Annotated in this window: 16 protein-coding genes; 6 read left to right on the top strand and 10 right to left on the bottom strand. The window is 69.2% G+C overall.

Annotated elements, in window-relative coordinates; genetic code table 11:
• Positions 1–47: 47 nt before the first annotated feature.
• The 9 genes from ON31_RS35185 to ON31_RS34245 form a co-directional block, all read right to left on the bottom strand.
• Positions 48–2,312, bottom strand: a complete 2,265-nt coding sequence (locus ON31_RS35185; RefSeq protein ID WP_051038293.1) for an acetate and sugar kinases/Hsc70/actin family protein — start codon at positions 2,310–2,312, stop codon at positions 48–50.
• 632 nt (positions 2,313–2,944) lie between these two features.
• Positions 2,945–4,531, bottom strand: coding sequence for an FAD-dependent oxidoreductase (locus tag ON31_RS34280; RefSeq protein ID WP_039819341.1), 1,587 nt, complete (start codon positions 4,529–4,531; stop codon positions 2,945–2,947).
• On the bottom strand, positions 4,532–5,536 hold the full coding sequence (locus tag ON31_RS34275) for an AurF N-oxygenase family protein (protein WP_029932036.1): 1,005 nt from the start codon (positions 5,534–5,536) through the stop codon (positions 4,532–4,534).
• 184 nt (positions 5,537–5,720) lie between these two features.
• Positions 5,721–6,725, bottom strand: coding sequence for an Hsp70 family protein (locus ON31_RS34270; protein ID WP_051038292.1), 1,005 nt, complete (start codon positions 6,723–6,725; stop codon positions 5,721–5,723).
• A 345-nt stretch (positions 6,726–7,070) separates the two neighbouring features.
• The gene (locus tag ON31_RS38460; RefSeq protein ID WP_039819340.1) at positions 7,071–8,546 is read right to left on the bottom strand and encodes an N-acetylmuramoyl-L-alanine amidase; all 1,476 of its coding nucleotides are present in this window, start codon (positions 8,544–8,546) and stop codon (positions 7,071–7,073) included.
• Positions 8,547–8,698: 152 nt separating this feature from the next.
• A complete protein-coding gene (locus ON31_RS34260) occupies positions 8,699–9,178 on the bottom strand; it encodes a Rieske (2Fe-2S) protein (protein WP_081592951.1) in 480 nt (159 codons plus the stop codon).
• Between the two features lie 74 nt (positions 9,179–9,252).
• A complete protein-coding gene (locus ON31_RS34255) occupies positions 9,253–9,828 on the bottom strand; it encodes a DUF6529 family protein (RefSeq protein WP_039819339.1) in 576 nt (191 codons plus the stop codon).
• The gene (locus ON31_RS34250) at positions 9,812–10,441 is read right to left on the bottom strand and encodes a hypothetical protein (RefSeq protein ID WP_051038291.1); all 630 of its coding nucleotides are present in this window, start codon (positions 10,439–10,441) and stop codon (positions 9,812–9,814) included. Before ON31_RS34250 ends, ON31_RS34255 begins: the two co-directional genes overlap by 17 nt.
• Positions 10,442–10,468: 27 nt before the next feature.
• The gene (locus ON31_RS34245; RefSeq protein WP_081592950.1) at positions 10,469–11,053 is read right to left on the bottom strand and encodes a sigma-70 family RNA polymerase sigma factor; all 585 of its coding nucleotides are present in this window, start codon (positions 11,051–11,053) and stop codon (positions 10,469–10,471) included.
• A 419-nt stretch (positions 11,054–11,472) separates the two neighbouring features.
• On the opposite strand from ON31_RS34245, the gene ON31_RS34240 reads away from it, so the two are divergent.
• The 4 genes from ON31_RS34240 to ON31_RS34225 all read left to right on the top strand — a co-directional run bounded on the left by ON31_RS34240 (position 11,473) and on the right by ON31_RS34225 (position 15,498).
• Positions 11,473–11,844: an Rv1352/Rv1906c domain-containing protein gene (locus ON31_RS34240; RefSeq protein ID WP_255222377.1), complete on the top strand. Its 372-nt coding sequence runs from the start codon at positions 11,473–11,475 to the stop codon at positions 11,842–11,844.
• A 43-nt stretch (positions 11,845–11,887) separates the two neighbouring features.
• Positions 11,888–12,637, top strand: a complete 750-nt coding sequence (locus ON31_RS34235; RefSeq protein ID WP_039819337.1) for an SDR family oxidoreductase — start codon at positions 11,888–11,890, stop codon at positions 12,635–12,637.
• Positions 12,638–12,831: 194 nt separating this feature from the next.
• Positions 12,832–13,302 carry a hypothetical protein gene (locus ON31_RS34230; RefSeq protein WP_115061627.1) on the top strand — a complete coding sequence of 157 codons (471 nt, stop codon included), beginning with the start codon at positions 12,832–12,834 and terminating at the stop codon, positions 13,300–13,302.
• Between the two features lie 429 nt (positions 13,303–13,731).
• A complete protein-coding gene (locus ON31_RS34225; RefSeq protein ID WP_039819335.1) occupies positions 13,732–15,498 on the top strand; it encodes a sigma-54-dependent Fis family transcriptional regulator in 1,767 nt (588 codons plus the stop codon).
• Positions 15,499–15,757: 259 nt separating this feature from the next.
• Here ON31_RS34225 and ON31_RS34220 read toward each other — a convergent pair whose 3' ends face one another.
• Positions 15,758–16,624: a helix-turn-helix transcriptional regulator gene (locus tag ON31_RS34220; RefSeq protein WP_039819333.1), complete on the bottom strand. Its 867-nt coding sequence runs from the start codon at positions 16,622–16,624 to the stop codon at positions 15,758–15,760.
• Between the two features lie 69 nt (positions 16,625–16,693).
• On the opposite strand from ON31_RS34220, the gene ON31_RS34215 reads away from it, so the two are divergent.
• Both ON31_RS34215 and ON31_RS34210 read left to right on the top strand, forming a co-directional pair.
• Positions 16,694–18,337 (top strand): AMP-binding protein, encoded by a 1,644-nt coding sequence (locus ON31_RS34215; RefSeq protein ID WP_039819332.1) that lies wholly within the window; start codon positions 16,694–16,696, stop codon positions 18,335–18,337.
• Positions 18,334–20,037 carry an AMP-binding protein gene (locus tag ON31_RS34210; RefSeq protein ID WP_039819331.1) on the top strand — a complete coding sequence of 568 codons (1,704 nt, stop codon included), beginning with the start codon at positions 18,334–18,336 and terminating at the stop codon, positions 20,035–20,037. Before ON31_RS34215 ends, ON31_RS34210 begins: the two co-directional genes overlap by 4 nt.
• Positions 20,038–20,076 lie beyond the last annotated feature (39 nt).

Below are 20,076 nucleotides of genomic sequence, written 5' to 3'. Positions count from 1 at the left end.
CGATGGGATGGACAGGGATTCGGTACTGCTCGGGGTCGATCCGGGTGCTACTTGTCGGAACCACCGCCTCCGCCGCCGGAACCGCCCGAGCCGCCGCTGCCACCCGAGCCACCCGAGCCGCCGCTGCCACCCGAGCCACCGGAACCACCGCTGCCGCCGAAACCGCCGCTGCCGCCGGAGCTCTTACCGGAACCGCCGGAGGACGATCCGCCGGAGCCGCCCGAGCCCTTGCTCGAGCCCCCGGAGGAGGAGTTGCCGCCGGATGAACTCTTGCCGCCGGAACTGGAGCTGCCACCCGAGTCGGACCCGCCGGACGAGGAGCCGCCCGAGCCGGAACCACCGGAGGAGTCACCGCCGGAACCGTAGCCCCCGCCGCCGTAGCCGCCGCCGGAGCCACCGGACCCGTAGCCGCCCCCGGAGGTCGAGCCGCCGGAGGTGGAGCCACCCGACGTGTTCCCGCCCGAAGTACTGCCGCCGGAGGTGGAACCGCCACCGGTAGAGCCACCGGAAGTGCTGCCGCCGGAAGTGTTCCCGCCCGAGGTGGAGCCGCCGGACGTCGATCCGCCACCGTCGGTGCCGCCCGTGGGCGCACCGCCACCGGAAGTCGTTCCGCCGCCGGTGTTTCCACCGTCGGTGGTGCTCCCGCCCGCAGGGGCCCCGGTGCCGCCGCTCGTATCCGGCGTACCGCCGGTGCCGACCGGATCGCCGGGGATCGCGCCGCCGGTACCGTCGGGCAGTGCCGTACCGGGATCGGTGGTGCCGGGCGTGGTTCCCGGCGCGCTCGGCAGATCGGGCACCGCATCGGGCATCGAGGGCAGCTGCGGCGTGCCACCCACCGGTGCGGTCGGGATATCGCCGAGATCGGGCATTCCGATCGGATTCGTCACCGGGTCACCGGCATTCGGCATGCCGGGCAGACCGGGTGGCAGGCTCACCGACGGGATCTGCCCCGGATCGATGGGCCCGATCACCACGCCGCCACCACCGCCGCCGTTGTCCCGGGGCAGTTCGAAGGGCACCGGATTGGTGAACCGCGACGGGTCGGCGTAGGTGGTATTGCCCGCGTTGGAACGGGTTTCGCACTGGTTGCCCGCGCGCACCCGATTCACAGGCCGTCCGCCGGACCATTCGGCGGTCACCGTCGGCGGCATCACGCCGTACTGGCGGATGCTCGCCGCGGTGCTCACCGCGTGGACGCGGCTCCCGGGCCCGGCACTCACGTCGTCGAGGAGGAGAACATCGTGAGCGCCGGTCCCGGAAGTCTTGGTGGTGCCGGTATTGTCCGGCGTCGCCTGGAAGCCGGGCGCACCCGAGGTGCCGCCCATCATGGCGGCGGCCGACATGGCCAGCGCCGAGGCGACGGCGGCGCCGGAGAAAGCGGCCGCCTTGGGCGCGTATCTGCCGATGGCGGAACCGGTCTCGGCGCTGCGCGCGGCGGCGATGGCCGCACCGATGGCGACGGTGTGCGCCGGATCCGGTGACATGATGATGGGCAGTCCGAGTTCGCTCAGCGCCCGCCCCACCTCGACCGGGCGGGCCGCGCCGCCGATGAGCAGAATGCGGTCGATGTGGTTGAGGCTCAGGCCGCAGCGGTGCACCGTGGCCCGCACCAGCCGTAGCGAATTGCGAATGTGCCAGGTACGCAGTCTGCTGGTGTCCGCCGCGGGCACCACCGCCGAGACCGGCTGGGCGGCGTCGGGGGCGATACTGCGTGCGTACCGGGCCAGCAGGGTACCGAGGGGGCGGCCACCGTAGTCGTGGGAGCGTTCGGCCCGGCCGAGTATCCCGCGCTCACCGCGGTCGGCCTCGGTGCGCACCACCGCGATATCGAGGCTGTTGCCGCCCAGGTCGTACACGAGGGTGAGGCCGCCCTCGGAGATGCCGTGCTGGGCGTCGAGCCATTCCACCGCCGCCACCGGTTCGGGCATGAGCAGGACGTCGGATCCACCGGACCAGTCCAGCGCCCGCCGCAGCCGATGGACGTGCTTGTCGGAATAACTTGCGGGATAGGTGGTTACGGCGGGCGCCTCGGGAGCGTTGGTCTCGATGAGCCCGTTGACCACCGCGGCGACCAGATCCGCGGGCGACCAGATGCGGCCGCCCACCACCACCGGATCGGGCTCGCGGCTGAGATCGGCGAAATCCGTGACAACAGGGGCGAATCGGGGAATTCCACCGATTCGGGCACCGCCGGCACTGTCGAAGGTGACGGCCGTGCGCCGGACTCGGACAGCGGGCCGATTGCGTTCACCCGCCGCCCGCGAGGTCGAGCTGGTGATCGCCCACACGGAGTTCACTGTGCCGATGCTCATGCCAAAACCAACAGTCATCGCTATCCCGTCAACGCACCGTGACCACGGCCCCACGTCGCACAACCATGTGGTCGCGGTCGTTTACCAAACAGCGCGTTCAGGTTAGCTGGCTCGTGCCGGACGTGAATGTTGAATCGGTGGAAAAGTTTTCGTGAACGGTAGCCAAGTTTGCGAATCTACTGGTCGGACAGCATCAAGACCAAGATCGCAGCCAACTTACAGCCCAGAAATACCGACCAGTCTTGCTTTGTGGCTACAACTCAGCGAACGCCATTCAATACCAACCGGTACGCGAGTAGAGTCCGGAAAACAAAACCGCGACGTCCGTACGGCACGGTGATTTTCGGGTCACTGCTTGGTTGCTCACCCGAAACTTCGGTATTCGGAATGGAATAGACCGCTACCCGGTCGACACTCGGACGGTCACACGAAGAACGTCGTCCGGCCGCCCCGCGGTATTACACGCGATCACACAACTCACACATCCTGGACGGTCGCGCAGCGATATCCACCCGGAAGGAGCCCTCGAATCACGGTATGCAGCAGGATTATTCGCCCAAACAGGACGACCGCCGTATGCGATCGGATCGCATACGGCGGTCGTGAGGTCGGTTTCCGAGCCCTGCTCGGGACTAGCGGCTCCGCACCAGCAGACGCAACGAACGTCGTGGCTGGTTGGCGGCACCACCCCGGACGACCTGCGGCTGTCGAGCTCCAACCAAGCGGTCGAATTCGGCTGCGCTACCGGACGGTTCGGGCAGCCGTCCCGCATTGAAGTCCGCGACCAGCTGCCGCACGGTTTCCTGTGCGCAGGACTTGTTGGTGCCGATAAAACCGGTCGGTCCCCGCTTGATCCACCCAGTGACATAGGCTCCGGACACCACCGCACCACCCGCGGCCTCCAACACCCGGCCGTCCAGATTCGGCACCACCCCGGCCCGCTCGTCGAACGGCAGCCCGGTCAGCGGCACACCCCGGTACCCCACCGAGGTGAGAACCAGTCCGGTATCCAGGGTTTCGGTCTGCTCGGTGGCCACGGCCCGCACCGCGCCGTCGGCGTCGGCGACGAGTTCGTTGCGCACCAGCTCCATCCCGGTCACCCGGTCCACCCCGGTGAGGGCGGTGGGCGACGCCAGATACTTGAAGACGATGCGCTTGCGCCCACCGGTCGGCCGCTCCGCCAGTCCGCGCAGCAGCTTCAGCTTCTGCTCGACCTTCTGCGGCGCGCCGGCCGGGGTCTCGGGAATCTCGCCCTCGACGACGATATCCACGTCGGCGCCCAGCAGACCCACGAATTCCGGCACGGTGAAGGCGGATTCGGCCGGACCGCGACGCCCGACGACCACCACCTCCTCGATCTTGCTGTGCCGCAGCGCCTGCAACGCCTTGGGCGAGACCTCGGTCCCGGCCAGCAGCTCCGGATCGGTGGTCAGCAACCGCGCCACATCGAGGGCGACGTTGCCGTTGCCGACGATGACCGCCCGCCGCTGGGACAGGTCGAAGTACCGATCGGCATGATCGGGATGCCCGTTGTACCAGGCCACGAACTCGGTGGCCGAGACACTGCCCGGCAGCCCCTCGCCCGGAATGCCGAGCTTGCGGTCCGCGGAGGCACCCACCGCGTACACCACGGCGTGATGGTGCCGCAGCAGCTCCTCGTGCGAAATATGCTTGCCGATCTCGACGTTCAGGTACGAGCCGAAGCCCGGCTGCGCCGAGATGGTGTCGAAGAGCTTGGCGACCTGACGGGTCTTGGCGTGATCGGGCGCGACGCCGAAGCGGGCCAGACCGTACGGCGTGGACAGCCGGTCGAACACCGTCACCTGCACCCCGGCCTGGGTGAGCAGCTCGTCGGCGGCGTACATGGCCGACGGTCCGGAACCGATCACGGCCACCCGCAGCGGCTCCCGGCCGGGCTTCACCTCGGGCGCGGGAATGGGCCGCGCCAGCAGCGGCCGGGGCCGCTCCTGCCGGTAGAAGTCGGCGTTGATCTCGATGAACGGCTGCTGGTCCGCGGTCAGCTTCTTCGAGGAGGTGATGGCGTCCACCGGACAGGCGGTGGCGCACGCCCCGCAGTCCACGCACGCCTTCGGGTCGACGTAGAGCATCTCCGCCGTACGGAAGTCGGGTTCGTCCGGCGTGGGATGGATGCAGTTGACCGGGCAGGCGTAGACGCAGGACGCGTCGCTGCAGCAGGACTGCGTGACGACGTAGGGCATCTAGACCGCCTTGCTGCCGCGGAGAGGCTCCGAGCGGTAGCGGGAGGTCGGGCCGTCGATGCGCAGCAGCTTCCACACCGCCTTGGAGACCGGGTTCATCAGGCCGATCTCCTTGGCCAGGGCGCGCACGTCCACGAAGTAGTCGGCGAAGACCTGCTTGGCGTCGGAGGACCCGTAGAACAGCTCCTTGCGCACCTTCTCCGGGATGTCGAACTCCTGGAAGAACGCCTTGGGCGGGGTCGCGATGGAGCGGCCCAGAATCCACATGACGATCGGCATGGCGATGGAGAGCACGAAGCGCTGCGGCGCGCCCTGCTCGGGCACATGCTGCTTGAGGAATTCGTGTGCGAAGGAGATGTGGCGGGCCTCCTCGGCGACATGGATCGCCATGACGCCGCGCATGATCGGGTGCACGTCCTCGCCGGAGCGCAGGATCTGCTTCTGGATGTGGTCGATGGGCTCCTCGCCCGCGAGCACGGCCATGAAGAACAGATTCGGGAACATGACGGCCACGGGCACGCCGAGGTGGCGCAGCTGGCGCACGAGCGGGCCCATGCCCGGTACGTCCATGCCGATGCGGTTCACCATCTCCTGGAACATCAGGGTGTGGTTGAGCTCTTCGGCCATCTCGTGGGTGCAGTACCGGAACTCCGGGTCACCGTTGGGCAGCGAGAAGGTGTGCTGCACCATGCCGCTGATCAGGATGGACTCGAACTGCAGGCCGACCTTGGCGACATTGGCCTGGCGGTATTTGCCGATGGCGATCTTCTGCTCATCGCTCAGCGCGCGGTACCAGGGGTGGCGACCCAGCGGGTCGGCGGACTCGGGCAGGATCCAGCGCTCGGGCTTGGTGTTCGCGTCGAAGTCCGGGTTCTCCCAGTCGATGTCCTCGTAGGGGTCGAAGTGCTTGTTCACCGACCCTTCCGACAGCAGCAGCAGCTTCTGCGCGTATTCCTGAGCTTCCGCGACGATCGGGTCGTCGATGGGCGTTGTGGCTACGGACATCGTCGTCACAGCCTCTCCAGTTCAGTGTCGGTAACTGTGTCCCATGGTTACACCAAACCGGAGTTACGTCAATAATGCTGTCACGGATATCTGGTTACCCGCGAGTCGTGACCGGGGAGGATGCGCGCGAAACCGCGAAGAGACCCGCGTCACAGCGCACGGAAGTATCCGTAACCCGAACCGCTCAGATGGCGGCGACGCGGGCTAGGCGGCGACGGAAGAGGCTGAAACCGGGGTGTCGGTGGGTCGCGGCCTCGTGGTCGAGTTGGGCATCGCGGGCCGCGATGGCCGCGCCGTCGGCAATGGTGCGTTCGGGGTCCTGTGCCACGATGACCGGGCGTGCCAGTTCGGCCGAGAGCACCTCGGCGACCTCGGGCGGGCGGGCCGCACCGCCCACGACCAGTACGCGGTCGACGTCGGCCATGGTGACGTCGGCGATGCGCAGACCCCGGTAGACCAGAGCGAGGGAGCGGCGCACATGGCGGGCGCGCAGCTCGCCGGCATCGGCGTCGGAGACGTGGGAGACGACCGAACCGCCGTGGCGCTTCAGATGCTGGGCGAGCATGCCGCCGAAGGCGCGACCACCGTAGTCGGTCGAGCGCACCGGCTCCCCCACGATGGGATCGGCGGGAGCGCCCGCGCCTACGCGCACGAGGGTGACGGTGAGGCCGGAGCCGCCCAGGTCGTAGACGAGCGCCAGTCCCGGGGTGAGCGGTCCGCGTTCGGCGGCGAGCCAGGACACCGCGGCGAGGGGCTCGGCCAGCAGGGTGGCCCGGTCGAGCCCGACGCCCGCGAGCGCGGCACGCAGGTCGGCCACGTGATCGTCGGAGTACCCGGCCGGATGGGCCACCGTAACGGCGGTATCCGCGGCCGGAGCCTTCCCCAGCACCTCCTCGATCACGCTGTACGCCACGGTCGCCACCAGATCGGATGCCGTGAGCGCGCGGTGGCCGACGCGCGCGGTCGGCGCGCCGCGCTGGGTCAGATCGGCGAATTCGGTGATGACGCGACCGTGTTTGGGTATCCGGCCGACGCGGGCATTGCCCGAACTGTCGAAGGTGAGGGTGGTCCGCCAGGTGACGGGGACGGCGCCGCGGCGACGGCCGGGCGGATTCTTGCCCGCACGGTCCGATGCCGTCGCGCACACCGTATTGACCGTGCCGATACTGAGACCAACGCCGAACACCATCAGTTCACCTCGATCGACGAGTCGTTGTTTCACCAGTCACCATGACCCGACCCGTGTTTCAGGCAACCACCGCGCCGGATGCTTGCCAAGCAGAGGACACCCGGTTGTCCGCAGTTGCGCCTCCCGGTGACGGCACCGCCGGTGAGCGGGGGCTGGGTGACGCCGCACGCGAGCGGACATCGAGATCGCGAGAAGTTTGCCCGAATCCCACGCACCGGTCGGTCCGTGTTGATCTTGCCGCCACGAACCGCCCGCCCCCGCCGCACCCGTGCTTGCGGACAACGAAAACCGCCCTCGCACCGGGGAATTCGGCGCGAGGGCGGCACGGGTCGGCGGGCACGGCGCTCAGTTGGTCGGCGCGATCAACTCCGACATGAGGGTCGAGACCAGCGTGTAGGCCAGATTGACCAGACTGGAGGCGATCCCGGTCTCCTGACTGTTCATACCGAGCATCTTGGCCATCGGCCCCAGCAGCTGCACGGCGGTTTGCACCAGCGTCTTCAGCGAACCGGACTCCGACGGCTTCGTCTTGTCCGCCCCCGGCGTGGACGGTGCCGTCGCCCCCGGACTCGGCTTCGCGTTCGGCAGTTGCGGTGCGGCCGGTGCCGCCGGATTCGGCTTGGCGGCCGCGGCGGGCACCTGCGGATTCGGCTGTGCGCCGGGAGCCTGCGGGGCGGCCGGAGTGCCGGCCGGGATCGGCACACCCTCCGAGATCGGCCGGATGCCGTTGCCGGCCGCGTCGCCCGGAACCGCCTGCTGCGGCACGGTCGCGTCGTCGTTGGCTCCCGGTTGCGCCTGGAGCTGCACCGGCGCACCCTCCGCCCGCGGCTCGTCCGGAGTTCCCGGCTGCACCGCGGGTTGCTCAGCGCCCGGGGCCGGGTCCGGCTCGATCGCCTGCGCGGGCTGCACCGGGTAGGCGGGCACCTCCGGTGCCGGAGCGGGCGCCTGCGCCTGCACCTGTGGGTCCGGTTCCGGAACGGCCGCCTGCTGCGGCTCGGCCGGACCCGGGTCCAGTCCGAGCAGGAAGGCCGCCAGGCCGGTGGTGATGGCCACCGCGTGGCGCAATTGCCCCTCGGGCGATTCGAGAAGTCGCGCGTCCTCGGGGTTCGCGCCATTGCCCATTTCGAGGAAGACGTCGGGCACATGGGTCAGCGCCGGTCCGGCGATATCGGCGCGGGTCTGCAGGCCCTCGTTCCCGCCGTAGGAGGCGATGGGGAAACCGGCGCGCACGTAGGCGTCGCGCATGGCCTGGCTGGCGACCAGTCCGGGTCCGCCCTGCACCTCGGTGGCCTTGGCGTCGGGCACCGGCAGTTCCGGAACGATGAGGTGGAAGCCGCGCAGTTCGGCGGGTGCGCTGTCGGCGTGGATGCTCACCGCGACATCGGCACCGGACTGGTTGGCCGCGGCGGCGCGTTCGTCGATGCAGCCACCCCAGCCGGTGTCGTCGGACCGGCTGAGCACGACCTCCGCGCCGAGGCCCTCGAGCGAGGTCCGCACCAACTGCGCGACATTCCAGTTGATGGTGTGCTCGGGGACGCCGTTGACGGTGACCATGCCGGTGGTCTGACACGGTTTGGAGCCGCCGCGGCCGTCGGAGACCGGCCGGGCGATGTTCTGATTGTGATTGGGGCCCTGATGTCCCGGATCCAGGAAGACGGTCTTCCCGGCGAGCTTCTGGGGCAGTTCGGATATCGCGGGGCTGTCGGGCGCGGGGTTGTCGGGCGCGGCCAGCGCGGTGGCCGGCACGAATCCGGCCACGGTGGTGATCGCCGCGGCCGTGACGGCAGAGCGAATACCAGCCTTGATGATGCTTGGCTTCATAAGCGGTGACGGCGATCCGGGCGGAACGCCCCTCCCTTCCCACTAGTAACACCAAACCCAGTGGTTCACTCTCGCAACGCCGGTTATCTTCTGGCAAGTGCCGGGCTGCGCCGTGATCGAACTGTTACCAGTGGTCAGGCCGTATTACACCGTCAAGCCGACACGATGCGGTCGCCCTCCACCCGGATCGAGCGACCGTTCAGCGGACGTGCCGCCGGACCACTGGCGACCGTGCCGTCCAACCGGAAGCTGCTGCCGTGGCACGGGCACTTGATCAGGCCGTCGGACACCTCGCTCACCGTGCATCCGGCGTGCGTGCAGGTCGAGGAGAAGCCCTGGAAGGTTCCGGCCGCGGCCTGCGTGATCACCACATCACCGGCGATGAGCCCGCCGCCCACCGGCACGTCGGTGGTCTTGGCCAACTCGGCCGGAGGCTGCCCGTCCGCCCGCTTCTCCGGCGCGCCCGAATCGGCCTGGCCGCCGCCGTAGCTGGAACAGGCGGCCAGGGTCACGGCGGCCGCGGCCATGCCCACACCGGCCAGTGCGGTGCGGCGGTCCAGCCGTGGGCCGCCGGGCTCGGCGTCCGGCGTCGAGGTGTCACTGTCGGTCGAGTTGTCACTGTCGTGGGTCATGGATTCACTCCTGTTCGCAGGGGGCCGACGAGACGGCCGCTCATGGTTATCGACGTACGGGCGGGCCGCCGGGTTCACGCGCTGAAACCCTTGACGCGGAAATACCAGACCGCCGAGCTGAACCACAGCCCCACGAATCCGGTGAACAGCAGCCCACCCGCGACCGGAATCACCCAGCCGGGTAACCCTTTTCGGGTGAGCAGCAGCATCTTGGTGACGAAGATGCCGTAGACCAGACAGCCGAGCAGCGAGTGCACCAGCACCCGGGTGTCGAAGGTGGCGAAACCGAAGGCGTAGAGACAGTGCACCGCGACCGGCAGGCTGATCAGCACCGCCAGGCGGCCCGACCAGACGTGCCAGAACGAGGCCCACCGGCCGGGCCGGACCCTCGGCAGCAGGCCGTACATGGCCAGCGCGCTGATGTCCTGCCCGACGGCCAGCACCACCACCGCGGTAGCGAGCCAGGATTTCACCGCGCCCGGGCTGGAGAATCCGGCCAGGCTCACGGCGGTGCCCGCCGGGGTGTGCACGGCGCCGTAGACACCGAGCGCGACGGCGGTGGCCGCGCCCGCGAGCACGATCAGGGCGATGGCCGAAGCCGTTGTGCTGCCGCTGGTTTCGCGGGCCGGAGGCTCAGAAGTCGTCGTCATCGCCGGTCACCTTTCGGGCGTCGGGGGCCAGGCCCGGGGCGGGTGAGGTGGTCCCGTCGGCATTGCGGCGCACACCCGTGACCGAGCCGTCGGGGGCGACCACCCAGCTGTCGCGCGCGCCCGCGCCGCGGTCGATGTAGATTCCCGCCGGATCGCGCACGGCGGGTGCGGTGAATTCCCAGCTGCGCTCCCCCATGGTCAGCAGCCCGGTCAGGGCACCGTCGAGGAGGGCGGCCTCGATTCGGGATTCCTTGCCCGACAACTCGGTTCGCCCGGCGGCGGCGTCGCCGCGCAGCCAGCTCTCGACGCTCGCGCCGTCGCAGACATAGGCGACGGAGCGATCGCCGGAGACCGTCACCGACAGGGTGAGCGGACGCCCCTCGGTCGCGATGGTGGTCACGTAGTCGGCCTGAGCCGGGAACGGCGTCGCACTGGCCGTGGGGGTCGTGGTGGCGGGAATCGCGGTGGTGGGCACCGTGACGGTGTTGGCGGGACCGGCGTTGTCGGCGGGTGCGGAGTCGCTGCCGCCCCCGGTGACGATATTGGTCAGCAGCATGCCGCCGCCGACGGCGGCCACCGCGAGGAGGGTGAGGACGGGACCGGCGCGTTTCATGGGAACTCCTGGGGCGGCGGGACGGGATCAGGCGCTGAGGGGCAGTCGGCGCAGGGAGCGCAGAGCGTAGTGCACGCGGGTTTTGACGGTGCCGACGGGAACCCCCATATCGGCGGCCACATCCTGGTAGGCGCGATCGTTGAGGATCACCTGCACGACGGCGTCGCGCTGGGGCGCGGGCAGCCGGGAGAGCAGTTCCGCGACCAGCAGCCCGTCGGCGAGGGTGTCGGCGAAATCCGGGCGGGCGTAGTGGCCCTCGGCCACGTCGCCGAGTTCGTCCCAGGCGCTGTCACCGGGGCGGGCGGCGCGCACCCGGGCGATATCGGTGAGGACATTGCGTTCGATGGTGAGCAGCCAGGTGCGCACGCTGCCGCGGTCGGGGTTGTAGGTGCCACAGGCGCGCCAGGCCCGGAGCAGGGTCTCCTGGACGGCGTGTTCGGCCAGCCCTGGGTCTCCCAGGCGACGCAGGGCGCGCCAGTGCAGCAGGGCCTTGTCGGCGCCCAGCACCTGCGCGAGGCCGGAGTCGGTGCACAGCCGCGCGCAGCGGTCGGCGCACCCCGGCCGGCCGATGCGGGTGGCGGTCAGGGTGGGGAGGGGCCGCAAGTGTGTCATGTCCTGAATATCGCGAGCCGACCCGGGAACGACATCGGTGGTTGGTACCTAATTCCGAAACGTCCGGCCGGTCGGATTGCCGCCCAAACTCATTCCCAGAGCTAAGCGAATGGATGATTTGCCCAGTTGTGAAACCATCCGGTATCTTTTTCTACGCGCCACCGCCTCGAATCCGGCGGCGCGGTCCCCGTGGGTCCGAGGGGAACCCGCGGGGACGATCCGGGAACCGCCGCACGACACCCTCGATCGAGCACATTGAAACCGGTTTGTACGCAATGAATTCGGGCGTTCCTCACATTTACCCATGTTTTCTCTGATAGACCTGCGCCCGGAGAGATTCGGGGATCTTTCACCACGGGGCCGCACGCACCGGAATTCCGTGCGGCCGTCGCGAACTGCGAGGGAGGACCGTCGTGCGTATGCGCACGCTTGCGATCGCGGGGGTCATGGCGTCCGCGCTCATACCGCTGACATCGGGTGTCGCCGCCGCGGCACCGGCCGCGGAAATGCCGGGTGATGGTCAGTATCTGGTCGGCGTGGATATACAGCCGGGTTACTACGAGGCCAGTGGCGTCGAAGATCCCGCCGTCGCCTGTTTCTGGCGGCGGGTGTGGAAAGTCCAGACCGATACCGACTACAACGATCCGAACTATTACATCATCGCCAGCGACTTCACCCGGGTCCGTCCCGTCCGGGTGGAGATAAAGGCCACCGATGTGGCATTCCGCAGCGACAACTGCGGGAGCTGGCGCATGGTTCCCAAACCACCCAGCACCGGCTCGTTCGGCTGACGAGCACAGCATTCCGACCGTGCGGTCCGGCTAGGGTGGCGGTATGACGAGGCGCAGAATTCTGATCACCGGAGCGAGTTCCGGACTCGGTGCGGGCATGGCGCGCGAGTTCGCCCGCCGCGGTCGTGATCTGGCGCTGTGCGCGCGCCGACTGGACCGGTTGACGGAGCTGCGCGACGAACTGTGCGCCGCCCATCCGGACATCACCATCGCGGTGCGGGCCCTGGACGTGGACGACCACGCGGCGGTGCCGAAGGTGTTCGGCGAGTTGGGCGAGGAGGTGGGCGGGCTGGACCGGATCATCGTGAACGCGGGCATCGGAAAGGGCGCCCGACTGGGCACCGGACGCGCCGACGCCAATATCGCCACCGCCACCACCAATTTCGTGAGCGCGCTGGCCCAGGCCGAGGCCGCCCTGAGCATCTTCCGCGAGCAGCGGTCCGGTCATCTGGTGCTGATCTCCTCCATGAGCGCGGTGCGCGGGCTGCCCGGCAAGAAGGCGGCGTACGCGGCCAGCAAAGCCGGGCTGTCAGCGCTCGGCGAAGGTCTCGCCATCGAATTGCGGAGCAGCCCGATCACCGTCACCACCGTGCAGCCGGGTTTCATCGCCACCGAGATGTCGGCACAGGCGGGGGACGCGAAACTCGTTGCCTCGCTGGACAAGGGCGTGGCCGCCATGGTGGCCGCCATCGAGCGCGAGCCGGTGCGCGCCGATGTGCCCGCCTGGCCCTGGCGGCTGATCGGCGCGGTACTGCCCCGGCTGCCACGCGCGGTGGTGGCGCGAGTGAGCTGAACCGCGACCGTCCACGCACCGCCCCAGCAAACCGCGCCGCGGACCGCACAATGGAGCCGACCGAACAATATGCGTAATGAAACGCCCAGTAGTGCAATATATTTCGTCGTATCCTGAAAGATCACAACGAGTCCCGGACCGCTGACGGACCGGGATATCGGCGAACGGCACGACAGGACAAGGGGTTGATGCGGATGATCGCGACCGTGGGTACGGCATATGCCGTCGTCGTGACCGCGGTGAGCGATCCGTGCGCCGTGGAGGGGCTGGAGTGGGACCGTGCCGTCGAGTTCCTGCCCAGTATCGCCTCCAACAATCTGCGAGCCTGGTTGCGCGCCCAGGAGGCCGCGGGCACGACACTGCGCCACGGCGTGGTCGTCCCGGCCTCCGCGCGCGCCCGACCCGCGCACCGATCACCGGTCCGTGAGGTCTGCGTGCCCGCGGTGGAATACCTGCTCTTCATGGACGCCCTCCGGGCGGAACTGCGCACCCGCCGCGCGGCGCTGGCGGAGCGGCGGCCGTCCGGATCCCAGCAGCGGGCCGATCGACGAATGACCGCCCGGCTGGCGACGGACGGTGTGATCGACGTGGAGGAACGACTAGACGAACGCGAGTTCCCGACCGAACTCGACCGCATCGCAGCGCTCCTGACCGCGCGCCGCTGAGTAGATCAGTCGACGTAGATCAGTCGACTTCCAGCGCGCCCGAGCCATTTTCGGGACGTACGCGGAGCTGCCGAGCGAAGCGGCCACCCGCTCGAACCCGAGGGCACTTCGGGCTCGTGCGGGTGGCCGAGGGAGGGGTGCAACCTGTTCCGGGGCGACGCGGCCTTGGGCGGGCGGCCACGGGCGACGACGTTGTCACCATGCTCCGGAGCAGACCGTCAACTGACGCCACGGCGCGAGACTCGGATTCGCTCACACCGCACGCGGATTCGTCGTCGGTTCTACCAGTGTGCGCAACCGAGGAGTCGGTCCGCTGTCCTACTTTGGGACAGTTGCCCCTTGACGAGTCCGGCGCGCACTGCGGACAATCCGCTGACGGCGTATGCACCCCGCCGTTCCTTCCGACGATTCGATGGCTCGAGGAGTGCGGTGGACGCTGGAGATGACACGATCGGTGTCGAACGCGCACGAGAGGTATTCGTCTCCGCGGGCGATATTCCCTCCGGCGCGGTATCGGACCTGGTCGTGGCCTCGTGGCAGCGCTCGGTGAACGCCGGGGTCGACGATGTCGAGAATGTGCTCGACCGGACCTATCTGGACGATCTGGATCTGCACGGCCGATTCGCGCGCTGCGCGGTGCCGGTGATCGACCGACTGGAACACGAACTGAGCGATATGCCGGTGAGCATCGCGCTGGCGGATCAGGACGGTCGCGTGCTGCTGCGCCGAGACAATCAGCGCTTTCTGACCGGTCGCTTCGACGGCGTGTTCTTCGCGCCGGGTTTCGTCTACACCGAGGACACCGTCGGCACCAATGGCGTCGGCACCGCGCTCGCCGCCGGAAAGGCCGTGCTGATCCGGGGCGCGGAGCATTACGCGGAGAACATCACGGTCTTCGCGTGCGCGGGTGCGCCCGTGCGCGATCCGCTGACCGGGGCGGTGCAGGGCATTCTGGATCTGAGCTGCCTGGCCAAGGACGCCAACGGCCTCATGCTGGCCCTGGTGCGGGAGGCGGCCTGCGGTATCGAGAGCGAACTGCGCGCCGCGGCGTCGCTGGGTCAGCAGGCGGTGCTGGACAGTTTCCTGCGCATCGGCCGGATGGGCCGCACCCCGACGGTCGCACTCGCGGGCGAGGTGTTCATGACCGATGCCCGCGCGGATGCGGAACTCAGCCCGCACGACCGCATCCGGCTGCGCGAACTCGCGGCGGGGCTGACGGGTGCGCGCGGCACGGTGGTGTCGGTCGATCTGCCGACCGGTCGGAAGGCTCGGGTGCGTTCGATTCCGGTACCCGCGGACGGACCGGCGGCCGGTGTGGTGTTGCAGGTGGACCTCACCCCCGCGACCGCCCGCGCGATCCCCCACGCCACCAGGCGAATCGGGTTGGCGGAGGTGCCCGGTGACTCGCCCGCCTGGCGGATGGCCTGTTCCGACGTGCTGGAGACCGCGCGGGTGCGCCGACCGCTGGTCATGCTCGGCGAACCGGGCGTCGGCAAGCGCGCCCTGATCGCCGCCGCCCACCGCCACACCTATCCGACCCGGTCGCTGGTGGTGGTCGACTGTCGCGACGACGCCGTGCCGAGCGGCTTCGACGCCGCATGGAACCGGTCGCGGCCGGCCACCATCGTGCTCGCGCACCTGAACGAGCTGCCCGACCGGTCGGTGGAGGAACTGGCGGCCCGGCTCGAGAACGCGGACGGCTCGGACCACTGGCTGGCGGTGACCATGACGACCACCGAATCGGCCGAGCCCGGACGGCTGGACGCCGTGCTCCGGCATTTCGAGCATTCGATCACGGTGCCCGCCCTGCGCCATCACATCGACGATCTGCGCCAGATCGTTCCGCGCCTGCTGCGTACGCTGGCGCCCCGGCGGGCGGTGCACCCCACCCCGGATACCATGCGCGTGCTGCTCGGCTACGACTGGCCCGGCAATATCGCCGAACTCCGCGACGCCCTGCGCACCGCCCTGGCCCGCCGTCCGGCGGGCGATCTGCGCCGCGCCGACCTGCCGGAATCCTGTTTCGCCGCCAGCCGACGGGTGCTCACCCCCATCGAGGTGGTGGAACGCGACGCCATCGTGCGGGCGCTGGTCCAGGTCGGCGGCAACCGCCATCATGCCGCCCGCATGCTCGGCATCGCCCGCTCATCGCTCTATCGCAAGATCGAGTCCTACGGCATCCGGCCCACCGCCTAGCCGAAAGCGCCGCGCAGCCGGAAGCGCCAAACCTCCCGCGCCGCGCACGAGATCCGACGCGGTGGCGACGCGCCCGGGCTACGGGAGCAGGCCATGGCGGCGGACCCGCACCACCGCCTTGTGGCGGGTGTGCGCGCCGAGCCGGAACCATCGCGCAGCCGGGGTCACCGTATAGCCGGAGACACCAGACCTCCGCGCCGCACACGAGATCCGACGCGGTGGCGACGCGCCCCGGGACCGGGTCACCCGCACACCAGGGCTACGGGAGCAGGCCGTGGCGGCGGGCCTGCACCACCGCCTCGTGGCGGGTGTGCGCGCCGAGTTTGACCATGGCGCTGCGCAGGTAGCTCTTCACCGTTTCGGGTTTCAGGGAAAGTCGCTGGGCGGCTTCGATATTGGTGCAGCCGAGGGCGATCTGGGCGAGGACGTCGACCTCGCGCGGAGCCAGGGTGACCGGATCGTCGGGTGCGGCGACACCGGAGACCAGGCGCGCGATCCGTTCGGACATGGCGCGCAGGCGGTCGCGGGCGGTGGCGTCGGAGACTTCCTGGGTGAGGCCGCGCAGTTCGGCGTGCAGGTCCCGAAGCTGTTCAGTCACAACGGCATCCACCGCGGGCACGACGGGTCGCCGGGGTTGCGCGGTGTGCAGGCGCACGCGCCGGTCCACCTCGTCGCGAATGGTGAACTCCAGACTCAGGCGGCGACCGGCCTGCACCATGAATTCGGCGATGCGGTCACCGATGGGGCTGGGGTCGCGGTTGGCGACGTAGAGCACGGCCCGGGACTCCCCCGAGACAACTACCGGCACCGCCACCACGGCCCGCAGCCCCTCACCGAGCACCGGAACGTCGTAGTGGTGGGTGATGGTGGCGTCCGAGCGGTAGTCCGCCACCGATGTCGGCCGCCGACTCGCCACCGCCCGGCCGCCCAATCCCGACTGCGGTTGCACCGCGAGTCCGCGCATGCCGTTGGTGCGGGTGCCGATGAACTCGCTGAGCACCAGCGTCCCCGCTTGGACCGCGCCGCCGAAGGCGACCGGAGCCCCGGTCGCGGTCGCGATCCGACGCAGTTCGGCCCGCAGCGCATCGGCGTCGCGGGGCCGCAGCGAGTCGGCTGTGCGGGTCATCGGGATACACCTTTTCGGGGGTAGTCGTCGGATCGGTGTGATGTGGATCCTATCGGAGTGAGCAAGAGCATGGACCGGCTCCGGCCGGTGAGCTATACCTTCGGCGTCTGGGATGCGCCGCTGCTCGGCGACACCATCGGCGACAATCTCGACCGCACGGCCGCCGCGCATCCGCACCGTGAGGCGCTGGTCGACTACGGTACCGGCGAGCGCTGGACCTACCGGGAGTTCGTCGCCGAGGTCGACGCGCTGGCGCTGGGCCTGCTGGCGGCGGGGATCGGCAAGGGCGACCGGGTGGGCATCTGGTCGCCGAACTGCCCGCAGTGGACGCTGACGCAGTACGCGACGGCCAAGATCGGCGCCATCCTGGTGAACATCAATCCGGCGTATCGTTCGCACGAGCTGCGCTACGTGCTGCGGCAGGCGGGAATTCGCGCGCTGATCGCGGCACCGGCGTTCAAGACCTCGGACTACGCGGCCATGATCGACGAGGTGCGGGCCGACTGCCCCGACCTCGACCGGGTGATCCTGCTGGATTCCGGCGACTGGCGGGGACTGTTCGAGGCCGGACGCGCCGCCGATCCGAGCGAGCTGACGCGGGCACAGGCCGCCCTCTCCCCCGACGACCCCATCAATATCCAGTACACCTCGGGCACAACGGGTTTCCCCAAGGGCGCGACGCTGAGCCACCACAATATCCTCAACAACGGATATTTCGTGGGCGAGCTGTGCGGCTACACCGAGCAGGACCGGATCTGCATTCCGGTGCCCTTCTACCACTGCTTCGGCATGGTCATGGGCAATCTGGCGGCCACCAGCCACGGCGCCACCATGGTCATCCCGGCCCCGGCCTTCGATCCGAAGGCCACCCTGGAGGCGGTGGCGGCCGAACGCTGCACCTCGCTCTACGGGGTGCCGACCATGTTCATCGCCGAACTGGCCGAGCCGGATTTCGACTCCTACGACCTGTCCTCGCTGCGCACCGGCATCATGGCCGGGTCACCCTGCCCGGTGGAGGTGATGAAGCAGGTCATCGAGCGCATGGGCATGCGCGAGGTGTCGATCTGCTACGGCATGACCGAGACCTCCCCGGTCTCCACGCAGACCCGCCGCGACGACAGCCTGGTGCAGCGCACCGCCACCGTGGGCCGCGCCGGACCGCATATCGAGATCAAGATCGTGGATCCGGTGACGGGGCTGACGGTGCCGCGCGGCGAACCCGGCGAGCTGTGCACCCGCGGCTACTCGGTCATGCTCGGCTACTGGAACGATCCCGAGAAGACCGCCGACGCCATCGATTCCGCACGCTGGATGCACACCGGCGATCTGGCCACCATGGACGACGAGGGTTATGTCGCCATCACCGGCCGGATCAAGGACATGGTGATCCGCGGCGGGGAGAACATCTACCCGCGCGAGATCGAGGAGTTCCTCTACACCCATCCGGATATCCTCGACGCCCAGGTGATCGGGGTGCCCGACGCCAAGTACGGCGAGGAGCTCATGGCCTGGGTGCGGCTGCGCGAGGACGCGCCGCTGTTGACCCCGCAGGCGCTGCGCGAGTTCTGCACCGGCCGCCTGGCGCACTTCAAGATCCCCCGTTACGTCCACGTCGTCGACGAGTTCCCCATGACCGTCACCGGCAAGATCCGCAAGGTCGAGATGCGCGAGGTCGCCGCGCGCCTGCTCGGCCTGTCCGAGGAGGACCGATGACCGCGAACACCGCCGCCTACCGTGCCGCCCGGGACCAGTTGGTCGCCGCGGCAACCGATTACGACGCGGCCGTGCGCGATTTCGCGTGGCCGCGGCTGACCGGAACGTTCAACTGGGCCACGGACTGGTTCGATGTGATCGCGCGCGGCAACGACCGCCCCGCCCTCTGGATCGTGGAGGAGGACGGCCGCGAACAGCGCGTCACCTTCGACGAGATGGCGAACCGCTCCGATCAGGTGGCCACCTGGCTGTCGGCGCTGGGGGTGGGTAAGGGCGACCGGGTCCTGCTCATGCTCGGCAATCAGGTCGAACTGTGGGAGGCCATGCTGGCCATCGCCAAGCTGGGCGCGGTCATCATGCCGACCACGGCGGCGCTGGGGCCCGCCGACCTCGCCGACCGGATCGAGCGGGGCGCGGTGCGTTTCGTGATCGCCAACGCGGCCGACGCCCCGAAGTTCGCCGAGGTCGCGGGTGACTACCGGCGCATCGTGGTGGGCGGGCAGATCCCCGGCTGGCACGGCTACGCGGAATCGTCGACCTACCCGTCGGCGGGGCCGTTCGCGGCCGTCACCACGGTCGAGGATCCGCTGCTGGTGTACTTCACCTCCGGCACCACCAGCAAGCCGAAGATGGTGCAGCATTCACAGATCAGCTATCCGGTGGGCCATCTGTCCACCATGTACTGGATCGGCGTGCGACCCGGCGACGTACATCTGGCCATCAGCGCGCCGGGCTGGGCCAAGCACGCCTGGAGTTGCTTCTTCGCACCGTGGATCGCCGAGGCGACGGTCTTCGTCTACAACTACGGCCGGTTCGACGCGGCGGCGCTGCTCGCGCAGTTGCGCCGCGCCGAGGTGAACACCTTCTGCGCCCCGCCGACGGTGTGGCGCATGCTGATTCAGGCCGACCTGGGTGAGCGCCCGACCGGGTTGCGCGAAATCCTCGGCGCGGGCGAACCGCTCAACCCGGATGTCATCGCGCAGGTGGAGAAGGCGTGGGGGCTGACCATCCGTGACGGTTTCGGCCAGACCGAGACCACCTTGCAGGTGGGCAATACGCCGGGGCAGCCGGTCAAGGCCGGTTCGATGGGCCGCCCCGCGCCGGGAGTGCCGGTGGCGCTGGTCGATCCGATCAGCGGTGCGCCCGGTGACGAGGGCGAGATCTGCCTGGATCTGAGTGCCGCGCCGGTCAATCTCATGACGGGCTATCTGGGTGATCCCGAACGCAATGCGGCCGTCATGGCCGACGGCTACTACCACACCGGGGATGTGGCCAGCCGGGACGCCGACGGCTACATCACCTATGTCGGCCGCACCGACGACGTGTTCAAGTCCTCCGACTACAAGGTGTCGCCGTTCGAACTGGAGAGCGTGCTCATCGAGCATCCGGCCGTGGTGGAGGCCGCGGTGGTGCCGCAGCCCGACGACACCCGCCTGAGCGTTCCCAAGGCGTATGTGACGCTCGCGGCGGGGTGGGAGCCGTCGCGTGAAACGGCGCGCGCCATAATGGAATACGCCCGCGATCACCTCGCGCCCTACCTGCGTGTGCGACGCTTGGAGTTCACCGAACTGCCCAAGACGATTTCCGGCAAGATCCGGCGCGTGGAACTGCGCCAGCGGGAGGAGCAGGCGCACGCCGCCGGCACCGCCATACCGACCGAATACCGATACGAGGACGTACTTTCCGACGCCAGGACGTAACCGGTCACTGCGGCCGGTTGCCACGGCCGCACACCATTC

This window comes from Nocardia otitidiscaviarum NBRC 14405, assembly GCF_000308635.1.
Taxonomy (GTDB): domain Bacteria; phylum Actinomycetota; class Actinomycetes; order Mycobacteriales; family Mycobacteriaceae; genus Nocardia; species Nocardia otitidiscaviarum.
This window is presented reverse-complemented; position numbering and strand designations above follow the sequence as displayed.

Excerpts from the sequence above, each read along its gene's own strand:
- ON31_RS35185 (WP_051038293.1), bottom strand. The coding sequence starts at position 2,312 with ATGAGCATCGGCACAGTGAACTCCGTGTGGGCGATCACCAGCTCGACC.
- ON31_RS34280 (WP_039819341.1), bottom strand. The coding sequence starts at position 4,531 with ATGCCCTACGTCGTCACGCAGTCCTGCTGCAGCGACGCGTCCTGCGTC.
- ON31_RS34275 (WP_029932036.1), bottom strand. The coding sequence starts at position 5,536 with ATGTCCGTAGCCACAACGCCCATCGACGACCCGATCGTCGCGGAAGCT.
- ON31_RS34270 (WP_051038292.1), bottom strand. The coding sequence starts at position 6,725 with ATGGTGTTCGGCGTTGGTCTCAGTATCGGCACGGTCAATACGGTGTGC.
- ON31_RS38460 (WP_039819340.1), bottom strand. The coding sequence starts at position 8,546 with ATGAAGCCAAGCATCATCAAGGCTGGTATTCGCTCTGCCGTCACGGCC.
- ON31_RS34260 (WP_081592951.1), bottom strand. The coding sequence starts at position 9,178 with ATGACCCACGACAGTGACAACTCGACCGACAGTGACACCTCGACGCCG.
- ON31_RS34255 (WP_039819339.1), bottom strand. The coding sequence starts at position 9,828 with ATGACGACGACTTCTGAGCCTCCGGCCCGCGAAACCAGCGGCAGCACA.
- ON31_RS34250 (WP_051038291.1), bottom strand. The coding sequence starts at position 10,441 with ATGAAACGCGCCGGTCCCGTCCTCACCCTCCTCGCGGTGGCCGCCGTC.
- ON31_RS34245 (WP_081592950.1), bottom strand. The coding sequence starts at position 11,053 with ATGACACACTTGCGGCCCCTCCCCACCCTGACCGCCACCCGCATCGGC.
- ON31_RS34240 (WP_255222377.1), top strand. The coding sequence starts at position 11,473 with ATGCGCACGCTTGCGATCGCGGGGGTCATGGCGTCCGCGCTCATACCG.
- ON31_RS34235 (WP_039819337.1), top strand. The coding sequence starts at position 11,888 with ATGACGAGGCGCAGAATTCTGATCACCGGAGCGAGTTCCGGACTCGGT.
- ON31_RS34230 (WP_115061627.1), top strand. The coding sequence starts at position 12,832 with ATGATCGCGACCGTGGGTACGGCATATGCCGTCGTCGTGACCGCGGTG.
- ON31_RS34220 (WP_039819333.1), bottom strand. The coding sequence starts at position 16,624 with ATGACCCGCACAGCCGACTCGCTGCGGCCCCGCGACGCCGATGCGCTG.
- ON31_RS34215 (WP_039819332.1), top strand. The coding sequence starts at position 16,694 with ATGGACCGGCTCCGGCCGGTGAGCTATACCTTCGGCGTCTGGGATGCG.
- ON31_RS34210 (WP_039819331.1), top strand. The coding sequence starts at position 18,334 with ATGACCGCGAACACCGCCGCCTACCGTGCCGCCCGGGACCAGTTGGTC.